Source organism: Pseudomonas sp. NPDC096917 (assembly GCF_044762555.1).
In the GTDB taxonomy this organism is placed as follows: domain Bacteria; phylum Pseudomonadota; class Gammaproteobacteria; order Pseudomonadales; family Pseudomonadaceae; genus Aquipseudomonas.
Map to the genome: position 1 here is coordinate 190,603 of NZ_JBIWEO010000002.1, position 15,151 is coordinate 205,753.

Below are 15,151 nucleotides of genomic sequence, written 5' to 3' on the forward strand. Positions count from 1 at the left end.
CATGAATAATCAGCCGTTTCGTACGACGTTTCCCTTTCAATCCTGCGAATCTTCCGAGAAAATCTCGCACCCTTGCGCCTTCCAAAATCGGGGTCTAGTCTGCGCCCATCGCTGCAAAAACAGCGGTCGGGTTTAGTCGCCCGGTTTAGTTCGGCGCAAGGCGCCACCTCCGCGAGGCGCTTTTTTACGGCCTGCGTTTTATGGTGGCCGTGCGCAGGGCACCTTCGGGTGCGCCGGGTTCCGAACTTACCGGTCGACTAACCTGCGTACGGCTGCCACCTAATTCGTTTAGTCGCGACGGGAGCAGCTCCCTAAATAAGTTCGGAGTAGTGCCATGAAAAAAATTGTCCCAGATCCATCTGTTTCCCCTGCGCAAGATGATGCTGACTGCACGTCATCGTCATTGGACCGTGCCGCTGCCGACCGCGCGTTGAACTACTACCTGCACGACCCTAAGCCTGCTCGCGGGACAGGCACTGCCACGTATGCCATCCATGACAGCGTCAATTTAGAAGCGGCTCTGGCCCAGGCATCAGACTTGTTGCGCTGTATGGTTGCTTCGGCGAGTGAGGTGGGGAATGGCTTGAGCGGGAATCAGCGCGATGTGGTGCTGTCGCTCGCGCACTTGGCGGAGCTGGCCAAAGCGTATGTCGACAAGTCGCTGGACAGTCTGGTCACCCACTAAAGCGGCACGCGCCTGATTAGCGACAGGCGCGTTAACTTGGCTCTTAAGCCAAAGCAAAGCCAGAGCAACAGATCGCGAGCAAGCTCGCTCTTACAGGTTTTGTGCACACACATTGGCGATTAACATTCCACCGCGCTCACCGCCAGGCCGCCGCGTGAGGTTTCTTTGTATTTGTCGTGCATGTCGGCGCCGGTGTCGCGCATGGTGCGAATCACCCGGTCGAGTGAGATGAAGTGTTGGCCGTCGCCACGCAGGGCCATTTGCGCGGCGTTGATGGCTTTGACTGCGGCAATGGCGTTGCGCTCGATGCACGGCACTTGCACCAGCCCACCCACCGGGTCGCAGGTCAGCCCCAGGTTATGCTCCAGGCCAATTTCGGCGGCGTTGCACAGTTGCTCCGGCGTGGCGCCGAGGATTTGCGCCAGCCCAGCCGCCGCCATGGCGCACGCCGAGCCGACTTCGCCCTGGCAGCCCACTTCGGCGCCGGAAATAGAGGCGTTCTTTTTGCACAAGATGCCAATCGCCGCTGCGCTTAATAAGTAGTCAACGACGTTGGCTTCGCTGACCTCGTCGCTGAATTTCATGAAGTAGTGCAACACCGCCGGGATGATCCCTGCCGCGCCGTTGGTCGGTGCGGTGACCATGCGCCCGCCCGCTGCGTTTTCTTCGTTGACCGCCAGGGCGAACAGGTTGACCCATTCCATAGCGCTGAGGGTGGAGCCGATGACGTTGGGTTTGCCCAGCTCTTGCAGACTGCGGTGCAAGCGCGCAGCGCGGCGCCGTACGTGCAGCCCGCCGGGCAAGATGCCTTCATGCTTGAGGCCCTGTTCGACGCAGTCCTGCATGGCGCGCCAGAGGGTCATCAGGCCACAGCGGATTTCGTCTTCGCTGCGCCAGGTGCGTTCGTTGGCCATCATTAACGCGGCGACGCTGAGGTGGTGTTCACGGCACAGGTTGAGCAGTTCGACGGCGCTGGAAAAATCATAAGGCAGGACCGTGCGGTCCGTGTCCAACACGCCGCTGGCCGCTTGCGCCGCGTCCACCACAAAGCCGCCGCCCACCGAATAATAGGTGTCGCGGTGCAGTTCGCCGTGATGGCCTTCAGCGATCAAGGTCATGGCGTTGGGGTGGAACGGCAGGTTTTCATCGATGAGGCGCATGTCGTTCGCCCACACGAACGGGATCGGCAAGTAGCCATCCAGCAGCAGCGTTTGGCTGTCGTGCAGTTCGGTGATGCGCGGGCCGATGTGCGACGGGTCAATGGCATCTGGCCATTCGCCCATCAGGCCCATGATCACGGCGTTGTCGCTGCCATGGCCAATGCCGGTGGCCGACAGCGAGCCGTAAAGCTGCACTTCAATGCGTCGCACCTGTTGCAACTGACCACGCTCGCGCAGCCCTTGCACGAACAGGGCCGCCGCCCGCATCGGGCCCACGGTGTGGGAGCTGGAGGGGCCGATGCCAATCTTGAACAGGTCGAACACGCTGATAGCCATGAGCAAGAACCTTGTGAGTGAGTGCTCGCATGATGAGCCGTTTGCCTAGCCGAAAAACGTCCAGCTGCGACCCGCTATTGCCTGTCAGCGCCCTCGCCGTTTTAGGCGGTGCAGACGCTCTAAAAGTGCTGTTTTTGGACAGGAAACGTCCAGATACGACCTCGCAGGTATCAGATACGACCCTGCCTGTACTGGATGCGACGCACCCTGTAGGCGTTTGATTTTGGCTGTTACATGATCAGTCTCGACTCGATTGCTGGATGCGCCGGCAGCACGTTTGCCGGGCATCGCCCAACCGCAACTGATCCGTGCGGCTTTCCGATCGAAAACCGCCCCCCAGACACACAGGAGTTGTTGCATGAAACATTCCTCCCCCTTGCTGTTGGCTGCATTGCTGAGTCTGCCGGTCCTCGCCCAGGCAGCTGAACCTGAGCAGTGCAACACCGTTAACTTCTCAGACGTCGGCTGGACCGACATCACGGTGACCACCGCCGTCACCAGCGCCGTGCTGGATGCGCTGGGTTACAAGACCAAAACCACAATGATTTCGGTGCCGGTGACGTACAAGTCGCTGGCAGATGGCAAGAACATGGATGTGTTCCTCGGTAACTGGATGCCCACCATGGAAAACGACATCAAGGCTTACCGCGAAGCGGGAACGGTGGAGACCGTGCGCGCCAATCTGGAAAACGCCAAGTACACCCTCGCCGTGCCCCAGGCGCTGTATGACAAAGGCCTGAAAGATTTTTCCGACTTGCCCACGTTCAAGAAGGAGCTGGACGGCAAGATCTACGGGATTGAGCCGGGCAACGACGGCAACCGCATGATCCAGACCATGATCGACAAGAACGCCTTCGGCCTTAAAGACGCGGGTTTCAAGGTGGTGGAATCAAGTGAAGCCGGGATGCTCTCGCAAGTGGATCGCGCTCAGCGCCGTGGCACCGATGTGGTGTTCCTGGGCTGGGAACCGCACCCGATGAACACCCGCTTCAAGATGAAGTACCTCACCGGCGGCGATGAGTTTTTTGGCCCCAACTATGGCCAGGCGACTATCTATACCAACACACGCAAGGGCTATACCCAGGAGTGCCCGAATGTGGGCCAGTTGCTGAAAAACCTGGTCTTCACCCTGGACATGGAAAGCACCCTGATGGGCAAGGTGCTGGACGACAAGATCAAGCCGGACGTGGCCGCCAAGGCCTGGCTTAAACAGAACCCTCAGGTGCTCGAAACCTGGCTGGCGGGCGTGACCACTATTGATGGCAAGCCGGGCCTTGAGGCGGTCAAGGCCAGCCTCGCGAAGTAATCGGGGGCGCCGGGCGGCGTGCCCGCCTGGCTCCGTTTCAATTCCTCCTGCATGCGGACGTTCACTACCATGCTGATCGATCACAAAATCCCACTGGGCGAGTACATCGCAGGCTTCGTTGACTGGTTGACCAAACACGGGGCCAGCACCTTCGACGCCATCGCGAGCACACTCGAAGCGATGATTCACGGCGTGACGTTTGCGCTGACCTGGTTCAACCCGTTGGCGTTTATCGGGTTGATTGCCTTGTTTGCGCATTTTATTCAACGCAAGTGGGGGCTCACGGTGTTTGTCGCGCTGTCGTTTCTGTTGATCCTCAACCTGGGGTATTGGCAAGAGACCATGGAAACCCTGGCGCAGGTGCTGTTTGCCACCTTTGTCTGCGTGATCATCGGCGTGCCCTTGGGGATTCTCGCCGCGCACAAGCCTACGTTTTATACCTTTATGCGCCCGGTGCTGGATTTGATGCAGACCGTGCCTACCTTCGTTTACCTCATCCCGACCCTGACCCTGTTTGGTCTGGGCGTGGTGCCGGGGCTGATCTCGACTGTGGTGTTTGCGATTGCCGCGCCGATCCGCCTGACCTATCTGGGCATTCGTGATGTACCCCATGAGCTGCTGGATGCGGGCAAGGCCTTTGGCTGTTCGCGCCGCCAGTTACTGACTCGCATCGAACTGCCGCACGCCATGCCGAGCATCGCGGCCGGGATTACCCAATGCATCATGCTGTCGCTGTCGATGGTGGTGATTGCCGCCCTGGTGGGCGCTGATGGCTTGGGCAAACCGGTGGTCAACGCACTGAACACTGCCGACATTGCCCTGGGCTTTGAAGCCGGGCTGGCAATTGTGTTGCTGGCGATCATGCTCGACCGGATCTGCAAGCAGCCGGACGCCAAAAAAGGAGCTGACGCATGAGTATTATTCGCTTCGATCAGGTTGACGTTATCTTCGCCAAAGATCCGCGTGAGGCGTTGAGCCTGCTGGACCAAGGCCTTTCGCGGGATCAGATTCTGAAAAAAACCGGGCAGATTGTCGGCGTTGAAAAAGCCAGCCTGGACATCGACAAAGGCGAGATTTGTGTATTGATGGGCTTGTCCGGCTCGGGCAAATCCAGCTTGTTGCGCTGTATCAACGGCCTCAACACGGTAAGCCGCGGCCATTTGTATGTGGAGCATGAAGGCAAGCAAATCGACATCGCGTCGTGTACGCCCGCCGAGCTGAAAATGATGCGCACCCAGCGCATTGCGATGGTGTTTCAAAAGTTCGCCCTTATGCCGTGGCTGACGGTGCGCGAGAACATCAGCTTTGGCCTGGAAATGCAGGGCCGTCCCGAAAAAGAACGGCGCGCGCTGGTAGACGAAAAACTGGAGCTGGTGGGCCTGACCCAATGGCGCAATAAAAAGCCGGACGCGCTGAGCGGTGGCATGCAGCAGCGCGTAGGCCTGGCGCGGGCGCTGGCGATGGATGCCGACATTCTACTGATGGACGAACCCTTTTCAGCGCTGGACCCACTGATCCGTCAGGGCCTGCAAGACGAGCTGCTGGAGCTGCAACGCAAGCTGAGCAAGACCATTGTGTTCGTGAGCCACGACCTCGATGAAGCCCTGAAACTGGGCAGCCGCATCGCCATCATGAAAGACGGCAAGATTATCCAATACAGCAAACCTGAAGAAATCGTACTCAACCCGGCGGACGACTACGTGCGCACGTTTGTGGCGCACACCAACCCGATGAACGTGTTATGCGGACGCAGCCTGATGCGCACGCTGGACAACTGCAAACGCATCAATGGTTCTGTGTGCATTGATCCGGGGGATGACTCCTGGATTGATCTGGCGGAAGGCAACACCATCAAAGGCGTGCGTAATGGCGCGGGCGTGGTTGATTTACAGCAATGGCAGCACGGGCAATCGGTTGAAACCCTGAGGCGTGGACCGACCCTGGTGGATTCGAATATCGGCATGCGTGACGCGCTGCAAATCCGCTACCAGACCGGCAACAAACTGGTGCTGCACGACAATCAGAAAGTGGTGGGTATCTTGGGAGATACCGAGTTGTATCACGCGCTATTGGGCAAGAATTTGGGCTGATTGCTAACTGTGTAGTCGCTGCCCAAGGCTGCGATAAGGACCGCAGGGCCTTCAAGAAACGGGTTGCCACGCAACCCTTCGCAACCTGCGGCAGCGACTACACGAGTCTTGCGTTAGCTATAGACCCTGCCAAGCAGTTGGCGATGGCTTTCGAACTGGTCGAGCACGTCACGGCTGATTTGCTCTTGGGTGAAGCCCATCAGGTCGTAATCCTGGTTGCCGTTGTGCAAGTACACCTCAGCCCGGTAGTAACGACTGCGCACTTCGTCCTGGCCAGACTCGCTCGGCGCGGCCAGGTAGCCGTCCAGGCTGACTTCGTAGACAAACGGGTTGCCTTCTTCCATCTCGACACGCACGCCCATGCAACGCTTGGCGCTGCCCAACAGGGTTTGTACTTTCAGCCCTTGGCTGCGCAGAAGCACGGCGGCTTCTTCCAGGGCCGGGGTCACGTGTTTGTCCATAAAGCGCTGCACCACCGCTTGGGTCGGTTGCAGGTCCTGGGCGGTCAAACGCTCGCTGAAACCACGACGACCACGGGCCGCCAGCTCGGCTTGTTCCTGCTCAACCAGGGTGTCTTGGCGCATGGCTTTGTGCAGGCCAAACATGAACAGTACCAGCACCACCGAGAACGGCAGGCCTGCCAGCACTACCATGGTTTGCATGGCCGCAAAGTTGCCGGCAAACAACAAACCAATGGTCACCAGGGTAATGACCACCGACCAGAAAATACGCAACCAGTGCGGTGCATCTTCATCCACATCGCCGCCTTTACACGACAGGTTGGCCATCATCACCGCGCCGGAATCCGCCGGCGTCAGAAACAGTACGAAACCGACAAAGATCGACACGCCAATCACGATTTTCGACGCCGGGTAGTGCTCAAGCAGTTGGTAAATCGCCATCGAGGGTTGCTCAAGTGCCGTTTTACCCAGCTCTACCGCCCCTTGGTTAACCACCAGGTCCAAGGCCGAGTTACCGAAAATCGACAACCACGCCAAGGTGAAGCCCAGCGGAATCAACAACACACCCGCGACCAGTTCACGCACGGTGCGACCACGCGAAATACGGGCGATGAACATGCCCACGAATGGGGCCCAGGAAATCCACCAGGCCCAGTAGAACAAGGTCCACAAGCCCAGCCAGCCTTCGGTTTTGCGGGTGTCGCCTTCGTACACGTACAGGTCGAAGGTTTTCATGATGATGCCGTTAAGGTAGTCACCGGTGTTTTGCACAAAGCCGTTGAGCAGGTGTAAGGTCGGGCCGAACAACAGTACGAAAATCAGCAAGCCACTGAACAGTACGATGTTCAGGTTGGACAGGCGGCGAATGCCGTTTTCAACACCCGAGACCGCCGCGATGGTCGCCACGGTGCTCATCACGATGATCACGATCAGCAAGTTGGTGTTGCTGTGCTGCATACCGAACAGGTTTTCCAGCCCCGACGACACTTGCATCGAACCAATGCCCAGGTTGGTCACCAGCCCCAACAAAGTCACGAACATGCCGAAGCCGTCGACTGCATGGCCCGCAGCGCCTTTGACCCATCGCTCCCCCATCAGCGGGTACAGCGCCGAACGCAACGCCAGCGGCTGGTTGTGACGGTAGGCAAAGTAGGCCACGGCCAAACCGACCAGTGCGTAGATCGCCCAGCCGTGCAGGCCCCAGTGCAGAAAGGTCAGTTGCAACGCCTGACGCGCCGCTTCATGGCTGGCTGACACGCCTTCTGGCGGATTGAAGTAGTGGTCCAGCGGCTCGGACGCGCCGAAGTACAGCAAGGAGATACCAATGCCGGACGAGAACAGCATCCCGGCCCAGGCGCCATAGCTGAAGTCAGGCGTGTCTTGCTTGGTGCCCAGTTTCAATTTGCCGTAGGACGAAAACGCCAGGCCCACGACAAAAATCAGGTAAGCGGCGATCACCACCATGTAGTACCAGCCGAAGCTGCGCGACAGCCATTCTTGGGCAATGCCCAGAATGCGGCCGGCGTCTTCGGGGGCCGCGATCAAAATGGCAGTCAACAGCAATATCAAGGCGGTGGAGGTGTAGAACACCCAACCGTTGACCGTCACCTTTTGCGGCGGGGTCTTTATTAGGGAGGCAGAACTCATTGCACGGGTGCTCCAGGCAGTGCGACACAAGGACTTAAGGCAACGCACCACTCGACCAATCGATTACATAGCGACTAACGGTCGAGTGATATAAAGACACCGCTAAAAACCGGACCCCTGCCTCTCCCTGAGCTCGCTCCTACAGATGCGAGGATCCAGAGGCATTTAACGGGTCGTTTTTCGCCGTTCACTTGTAGGAAAAAAACCACAAATCGCGACGAATTGTCGCAGAGCTTATTCTTTGTTGATTGAACGTTCAATCAAAACAAAATAGACTGGCCGTCGTTCAGTGATCGTTATGCACTGCTCGCCGGCCCAAGGAGATGGACAAAATGCCCAAGGTCGGTATGCAACCCATACGCCGCCAGCAGTTGATCGAAGCCACGTTAACGGCGGTTGATCAGGTCGGGATGGCAGATGCCAGCATTGCGCTGATCGCCCGTTTGGCCGGCGTGTCGAACGGCATCATCAGTCACTACTTTCGTGACAAGAACGGTTTGATTGCCGCCACCATGCGGTACTTGATGAACGTATTGATCGATAACGTCAGCGAGCGCCGCCAAGCGCTCGAGGACGACAGCCCAAGGGCGCACTTACAGGTGATCGTTGAAGGCAACTTTGACGCCAGCCAGGTCAGTGGCCCGGCAATGAAAACCTGGCTGGCTTTTTGGGCAGCCAGCATGCACCAACCGTCGTTGCACAGATTGCAGCGCATCAACGACCACCGTCTGTACTCCAATCTGTGCTGCCAGTTCCGTCGAGCACTGCCGCTGGCTGAAGCCCGCAATGCCGCACGAGGCCTGGCAGCCCTTATCGATGGTCTATGGTTGCGAGGTGCCCTGTCGGGAGACGCTTTCGACACCGAGCAGGCACAACGCATCTGCTACGAATACATGGATCTACAACTGGCGAAACAGGTGAGTTAGGCCCCAATTAACGCTTAACCCTGAACTGTCGTGAATCTGCGGTGCCACAACTAGATGGCCCCCGACTCACGATTAACGCCAACCACTTGTCTGCACTTGCGAGGATTTTATGGCCCGTTTCGAACTGCAAAAACTCTACATCGACGGCGGTTACACCGACGCCGGTAGCGACGCTACTTTCGATGCCATCAACCCGGCTAATGGCGAAGTCCTCGCTCAAGTGCAACGTGCGACCAAAGAAGACGTTGAGCGCGCCGTTGTCAGCGCTGAAAAAGGCCAGAAAATCTGGGCCGCCATGACGTCGATGGAGCGTTCACGCATTCTGCGACGCGCCGTTGAGATTCTGCGTGAACGCAACGATGAGCTGGCCGCCCTGGAAACCCTGGACACCGGCAAGTCATACTCCGAAACCCGTTACGTCGACATCGTCACCGGCGCCGACGTGCTGGAATACTACGCAGGCCTGGCGCCCGCCATCGAAGGCGAGCAAATTCCGCTGCGCACCACCTCTTTCGTTTACACACGCCGCGAGCCGCTGGGCGTGGTCGCCGGTATCGGCGCGTGGAACTACCCGATCCAGATCGCTTTGTGGAAATCCGCCCCGGCGCTGGCGGCCGGGAACGCGATGATCTTCAAGCCAAGCGAAGTCACGTCACTGAGCACGTTGAAACTGGCGGAAATCTTCACCGAAGCCGGTCTGCCAGACGGCGTGTTCAACGTACTGACCGGCAGCGGCCGTGAAGTCGGCACTTGGCTGACCGAGCACCCGCGCATCGAGAAAATCTCGTTCACCGGCGGCACCGACACCGGCAAAAAAGTAACCTCCAGCGCCACCAGCTCTTCCCTGAAGGAAGTCACCATGGAACTGGGCGGCAAGTCGCCACTGATCATTTTTGACGACGCCGACCTGGACCGCGCGGCGGATACCGCGATGATGGCCAACTTCTACAGCTCGGGCCAGGTGTGCACCAACGGCACCCGCGTGTTCATCCCGACTGCGCTCAAAGCCGCCTTTGAAGCCAAGATTCTGGAGCGTGTTGCACGCATCCGCATCGGCAACCCGGAAGACGAAAACACCAACTTCGGCCCGCTGGTCAGCTTTGCTCACATGGAAAGCGTGCTGGGCTACATTGCCAAAGGTAAGGAAGAAGGCGCCCGCCTGCTGTGCGGCGGCGAACGCCTGACCGAAGGCGCGCTGGCTCAAGGTGCCTACGTGGCACCGACCGTGTTCAGTGACTGCACCGATGAGATGACCATCGTCAAAGAAGAAATCTTTGGCCCCGTGATGAGCATCCTCACGTATGACAGCGAAGAAGAAGTGATCCGTCGCGCCAACGACACCGAGTTCGGCTTGGCCGCGGGTGTTGTGACCAAAGACCTGAACCGCGCGCACCGCGTGATTCATCAGCTGCAAGCGGGTATCTGCTGGATCAACGCGTGGGGCGAGTCCGACGCAAAAATGCCGGTCGGCGGCTATAAGCAGTCGGGGATTGGCCGTGAGAACGGCATCAGCTCGCTGGCGCAGTACACCCAGATCAAATCGGTACAGGTCGAGCTGGGCGATTACGTTTCGGTGTTCTAAACCGAGCGTCTGACCGCTTACCCGCGGGCGCTGCCGAAGGCTGCGATGAGGTCCTTGGAGACTTCAAGAAAACGGGTTGCTCCGCAACCCTTCGGCAGCGACTACAGGCTTCTTTTTTACAAGAGGGTGCATTTAATGTCCCAAGAATTCGACTACATCATCATTGGTGCCGGCTCTGCCGGTAACACCCTGGCGGCCCGTCTGACTGAAGACCAAGGCGTCACCGTACTGCTGCTTGAAGCAGGCGGCCCGGACTACCGTTTCGACTTCCGTACTCAGATGCCCGCAGCACTGGCGTTCCCGCTGCAAGGCCGTCGCTACAACTGGGCATTTGAAACCGACCCGGAGCCGCACATGGACGGCCGTCGCATGGAGTGCGGCCGTGGCAAGGGCCTGGGCGGCTCTTCGCTGATCAACGGCATGTGCTACATCCGTGGCAACGCGCTGGACTACGACGGATGGGCGAAAAACCCGGGCCTGGAAGACTGGTCTTACCTGGACTGCCTGCCGTATTTCCGCAAGGCCGAAACCCGCGACATCGGCCCTAACGACTACCACGGTGGCGATGGCCCGGTCAGCGTGACCACACCAAAAGCCGGCAACAACGTGCTGTTCCACGCCATGGTTGAAGCAGGCGTGCAAGCCGGTTACCCGCGCACCGAAGACTTGAACGGCTACCAGCAAGAAGGCTTCGGCCCGATGGACCGTACCGTGACGCCGAACGGCCGCCGCGCCAGCACCGCTCGCGGTTATCTGGACACGGCCAAGCAGCGCTCGACCCTGACCATCGTCACGCATGCCCTCACCGACAAGATTGTGTTTGAAGGCAAGCGTGCGGTCGGCGTGCGCTACATGATCGGCGACAACCATGTACGCATTGAAGCCAAGGCGCGCAAAGAAGTGCTGCTGTGCAGTGGCGCCATCGGTTCACCAACCGTGCTGCAACGCTCCGGCGTTGGCCCGGCCGAGCTGCTGGAAAGCCTTGACATCCCGGTGGTGCATGACCTGCCGGGCGTAGGCCAAAACCTGCAAGACCACCTTGAGCTGTACCTGCAATACGCGTGCACCCAGCCCGTGTCGCTGTACCCGTCATTGCTGTGGTGGAACCAGCCGGCGATTGGCGCCGAGTGGCTGTTCATGGGCAAAGGCATCGGCGCCAGCAACCAGTTCGAAGCCGGTGGTTTTATCCGCACCCGCGAGCATTTCGACTGGCCGAACATTCAGTACCACTTCTTGCCCGTCGCGATTAACTACAACGGCAGCAATGGCGTGAAAGAGCACGGTTTCCAGGCGCACATGGGCTCCATGCGCTCGCCAAGCCGTGGCCGGGTCAACGTGAAGTCCAAGGACCCGCGTGAGTACCCGAGCATCCTGTTCAACTACATGTCCACCGAGCAAGACTGGCAAGAATTCCGTGATGGTATCCGCCTGACCCGTGAAATCATGCAACAGCCTGCGCTGGATGCGTTCCGTGGCCGCGAAATCAGCCCCGGTATCGACAAACAGACCGACGAAGAGCTGGACACGTTTATCCGTGAACACGCCGAGACCGCGTTCCACCCGTCTTGCTCGTGCAAAATGGGCACCGACGAGATGGCCGTGGTTGACGGAGAAGGTCGCGTGCATGGCATGCAGGGTCTGCGTGTGGTCGATGCCTCGATCATGCCGTTGATCACCACGGGTAACTTGAACGCACCGACGATCATGATCGCCGAGAAAATCGCCGACAAGATCCGTGGCCGCCAGCCATTACCGCGCAGCACCGCCGACTACTACGTCGCAGGTGACGCGCCAGTACGTGGCAAGCCACTGCGTGACGTGAGCCGTACCGCGCAATAACCCCGCCACAATGTAGGAGCGAGCGTGCGATCTTTTAAAAGATCGCACGCACGGGTCCGCGTATTTCATCTTCCCTGCGCTTGCCCCCACCTCTACGCAGGCCTACTCTAGAGCCTCGTTTCGCGCCTTACTGCCCGCATTCCCCGTGGGAGCTGCCGAAGGCTGCGATCTTTTTAGCTTGATACCCGCAAGATCCCAGCCTTCGGCAGCGCCTGCATGAGTTCCAATCGCCAGTCGATTTCCCGCTTTCGGAGGTCCGTGCATGTTCGATTTTTACCCTCAGCTCAGACAGCGCTTTGCCGCGCTGCGCACCCGGGCCGAGTTCTTTTCGCTGCGCTATGTACGCGAGTCCGGGCAATACCTGTCGGTGCGCAAGAATGTCGCAGAGCCGCCGTCATTCAGGCACGACCAAGGCGCGATGCTGACGGTGCGACTCAAGGGGATTGAAGCCTACGCGGCGACCAATGACCTGTCGCAAGCCGGACTGCAAGCCGCCCTCGAACGCGCCGAAGCCCAAGCTCACCTGATTGCCGACCATGCGCTGCTCGATCTGAGCCAGGAGGCGGTCTCCAGCGCCCAGTCCGATTACTTTTCACCCGATCTTGATCAGGCCTTCCCGTCGCTGAGCGAGTGCTATGAACTGCTGGGCGCAGAATCAGCCTCGGTGCCCAAAGATCAGCGACTGGTGAGTTGGGAGGTCTCGCTCGGCCTTAATAACGTCGAACAGATTTACCTGAACAGTGCAGGCGCCGAGTTGCGTCAGGCCCAGCGTTTTGTATTCCCCGGCATCAGCGTCACCGCCTATGACGGCAACGACAGCCAAAGCCGCAGCCTGGGCCGCGAGAACTTTGGCCAACAAGGTGGTTTTGATGCGATCCGGCGCAGCGGGTTGATCGGCGCGGCCCCCACCGTCGCCGATCAGGCACTGCAACTGTTGCTCGCGCCCAACACCCCGCAAGGCAAGCGCGACCTGCTGCTGATGCCCGACCAGATGATTCTGCAAATCCACGAGTCCATCGGCCACCCGCTGGAGCTGGACCGCATTCTGGGTGACGAGCGCAATTACGCGGGCACCAGTTTCGTTAAAACCAGCGATTTCGGCCACCTGCAATACGGCTCCACATTGCTCAACGTGACCTTCGACCCCACTATCCCGGAGCAACTCGCCAGCTATCGCTTTGACGATGACGGCACCCCGGCGCACAAAGCGTTTCTGATTCGCGAAGGGTTACTGCTGCGCCCGCTGGGCGGTGCGCTGTCGCAGTTCCGTGCCGGCCTCGAAGGCGTTGCCAACAGCCGCGCATGCAGCTGGAACCGCGCACCGATTGACCGCATGGCCAACCTCAACATCGAGCCCGGTGATCAATCGCTGGCGCAGATGATTGGCGGCATCGAAAACGGCATTTTGATGGCCAACAACCGCTCGTGGTCGATTGACGATGCGCGCAACAAGTTCCAGTTCGGTTGCGAATGGGGCCAGTTGATCGAGAACGGCGAGCTCAAGGGCGTGGTCAAAAACCCCAACTACCGGGGTATTTCCGAACAGTTCTGGCGCAACCTCAGCGCCGTGGGCGACGCCAGCACCTTCAAAGTGCTGGGCACACCCAACTGCGGCAAGGGCGAACCGAACCAGGTGATCCGCGTGGGCCATGCGTCCCCGGCCTGTGTGTTCAGTGACATTGATGTGTTTGGAGGTGATGCCTGATGAGTACCCCATTGAGTCAGGCCGAGCAGTTCCAAGGGTTGGTCGCGTGGCTGCGGGACGCGATTCAAAGCCCTGAGCAATTCACCCTGGGCTACGACGCTGAAGCCTCTGAATTTATCCGTTTCAACAAGGGCAAGGTGCGCCAGGCCGGACAGGTGCAACAAGCAAGCCTGGCCCTCAAGCTGATTAACGACGGTCGGCATGCCAGCGTCCGCGTCACGCTGGCAGGTGCGCCCGCTGTCGATCAGCAGCGCTTGGCCGACGCCTTGAAACAACTGCGTGACACCTTGGCGCTGCTGCCGGCCGACCCGTATTTACTGCTTAACCCCGAGCCATGGCACAGCCACAACGTGCAGGCCGATCCGTTGCCAGACACCGCTCAAGTGCTTGATGACATCCGCCGTGAGGCCAAAGGTGCCGACCTGGTCGGGTTCTACGCCAGCGGCCCGATCAGCTATGGCTATGCCAGCTCTGAAGGCGCGTTTGGCTGGCATCAGGCCAACAGCTTCAACTTTGACTGGAGCCTGTTTCACAGCAACGGCCAAGCGGTGAAAGCCAGCTACGCCGGAGCCAACTGGAACAGCGAACGGTTCGCCCAGCGCATGCAACTGGCCCGCGAGCAATTGGCGTTTCTGGACCGCCCGGCGCACGTGCTCGCCCCCGGCGAGTACCGTGCCTACCTGGCGCCCGCAGCGTTGGAAGAAGTGATGAGCATGCTGTGCTGGGGCGGTTTCTCGGCGCAGGCCTTGGCCAGCAAATACAGCCCGCTGCAAAAGCTCTACGCCGGTGATGCCGCATTGAGCCCGCTGGTGTCACTGGACGAACAGGTGAGCCAATCCTTGAGCCCGGCGTTTTCGGGCGAAGGGTATCCGCGACAGGATTTGTCGCTGGTTAAACAGGGCAAGGCCCATCAGCAATTGGTGGGTTCGCGCAGCGCGGCCGAGTATGGACTCAAGGTCAACGGCGCCCTTTGCGGTGAAGCACCCAGCGCACTGGCAATGGCCGCAGGAACCCTGGCGCAGGCCGATATTCTGAAGCAACTGGGCACAGGTCTGTACATCAGCAACCTGTGGTATTTGAACTATTCTGACCAACCAGCAGCGCGCCTCACGGGCATGACTCGCTTCGCCACCTTCTGGGTTGAAGACGGCGAGATCAAGGCGCCGGTCAATACCATGCGGTTTGATGACAGCGTGTACAGCCTGCTGGGTTCGCAGCTTGAAGCGCTGACCGCAGACCGTGAGCTGCTGTTGTCGGCCAGCACTTACGACCAGCGCCAGACCGCGTCGAACCTGCTGCCGGGTGCGCTGGTTAAAAAGCTCACGTTAACGCTGTAAGAGGCACTATCACTCTACAGTGTGGGCGCGGGCTTGCTTGCGATGACAGCGGCACGGTGAAGCAGACAAACCGGGTT

The 15,151-nt window shown here is 59.3% G+C and carries 11 protein-coding genes; 9 read left to right on the forward strand and 2 right to left on the reverse strand.

What is annotated here, in order from left to right; translation table 11 throughout:
- The first annotated feature begins 334 nt into the window (after positions 1-334).
- Entirely contained in the window at positions 335-685 is a 351-nt protein-coding gene (locus ACIQYF_RS03040; RefSeq protein WP_402856697.1) for a DUF6124 family protein, read from the forward strand.
- Positions 686-804: 119 nt separating this feature from the next.
- On the opposite strand, the gene ACIQYF_RS03045 is transcribed toward ACIQYF_RS03040, so the two are convergent.
- The gene (locus ACIQYF_RS03045; protein ID WP_402856700.1) at positions 805-2,181 is read right to left on the reverse strand and encodes an L-serine ammonia-lyase; all 1,377 of its coding nucleotides are present in this window, start codon (positions 2,179-2,181) and stop codon (positions 805-807) included.
- A 358-nt stretch (positions 2,182-2,539) separates the two neighbouring features.
- Here ACIQYF_RS03045 and ACIQYF_RS03050 point away from each other — a divergent pair, with 358 nt between their 5' ends.
- The 3 genes from ACIQYF_RS03050 to choV all read left to right on the forward strand — a co-directional run bounded on the left by ACIQYF_RS03050 (position 2,540) and on the right by choV (position 5,577).
- Positions 2,540-3,487 (forward strand): choline ABC transporter substrate-binding protein, encoded by a 948-nt coding sequence (locus ACIQYF_RS03050; RefSeq protein ID WP_402856703.1) that lies wholly within the window; start codon positions 2,540-2,542, stop codon positions 3,485-3,487.
- A 69-nt stretch (positions 3,488-3,556) separates the two neighbouring features.
- Positions 3,557-4,402 carry a choline ABC transporter permease subunit gene (choW, locus tag ACIQYF_RS03055; RefSeq protein WP_402856706.1) on the forward strand — a complete coding sequence of 282 codons (846 nt, stop codon included), beginning with the start codon at positions 3,557-3,559 and terminating at the stop codon, positions 4,400-4,402.
- The gene (choV, locus tag ACIQYF_RS03060; RefSeq protein WP_402856709.1) at positions 4,399-5,577 is read left to right on the forward strand and encodes a choline ABC transporter ATP-binding protein; all 1,179 of its coding nucleotides are present in this window, start codon (positions 4,399-4,401) and stop codon (positions 5,575-5,577) included. Before choW ends, choV begins: the two co-directional genes overlap by 4 nt.
- 113 nt (positions 5,578-5,690) lie before the next feature.
- On the opposite strand, the gene ACIQYF_RS03065 is transcribed toward choV, so the two are convergent.
- On the reverse strand, positions 5,691-7,628 hold the full coding sequence (locus ACIQYF_RS03065; RefSeq protein WP_402857175.1) for a BCCT family transporter: 1,938 nt from the start codon (positions 7,626-7,628) through the stop codon (positions 5,691-5,693).
- Positions 7,629-8,017: 389 nt separating this feature from the next.
- Between ACIQYF_RS03065 and betI the strand changes: the two genes are divergently transcribed.
- The 5 genes from betI to ACIQYF_RS03090 all read left to right on the forward strand — a co-directional run bounded on the left by betI (position 8,018) and on the right by ACIQYF_RS03090 (position 15,074).
- The gene (gene betI, locus ACIQYF_RS03070; protein WP_402856712.1) at positions 8,018-8,611 is read left to right on the forward strand and encodes a transcriptional regulator BetI; all 594 of its coding nucleotides are present in this window, start codon (positions 8,018-8,020) and stop codon (positions 8,609-8,611) included.
- A gap of 109 nt (positions 8,612-8,720) precedes the next feature.
- On the forward strand, positions 8,721-10,193 hold the full coding sequence (gene betB, locus ACIQYF_RS03075; protein WP_402856715.1) for a betaine-aldehyde dehydrogenase: 1,473 nt from the start codon (positions 8,721-8,723) through the stop codon (positions 10,191-10,193).
- Positions 10,194-10,328: 135 nt separating this feature from the next.
- Entirely contained in the window at positions 10,329-12,032 is a 1,704-nt protein-coding gene (betA, locus tag ACIQYF_RS03080) for a choline dehydrogenase (RefSeq protein WP_402856717.1), read from the forward strand.
- A 262-nt stretch (positions 12,033-12,294) separates the two neighbouring features.
- Positions 12,295-13,737, forward strand: coding sequence for a TldD/PmbA family protein (locus tag ACIQYF_RS03085; protein ID WP_402856720.1), 1,443 nt, complete (start codon positions 12,295-12,297; stop codon positions 13,735-13,737).
- A complete protein-coding gene (locus ACIQYF_RS03090; protein WP_402856723.1) occupies positions 13,737-15,074 on the forward strand; it encodes a TldD/PmbA family protein in 1,338 nt (445 codons plus the stop codon). The genes ACIQYF_RS03085 and ACIQYF_RS03090 overlap by 1 nt, the downstream gene beginning before the upstream one ends.
- Positions 15,075-15,151: the final 77 nt, after the last annotated feature.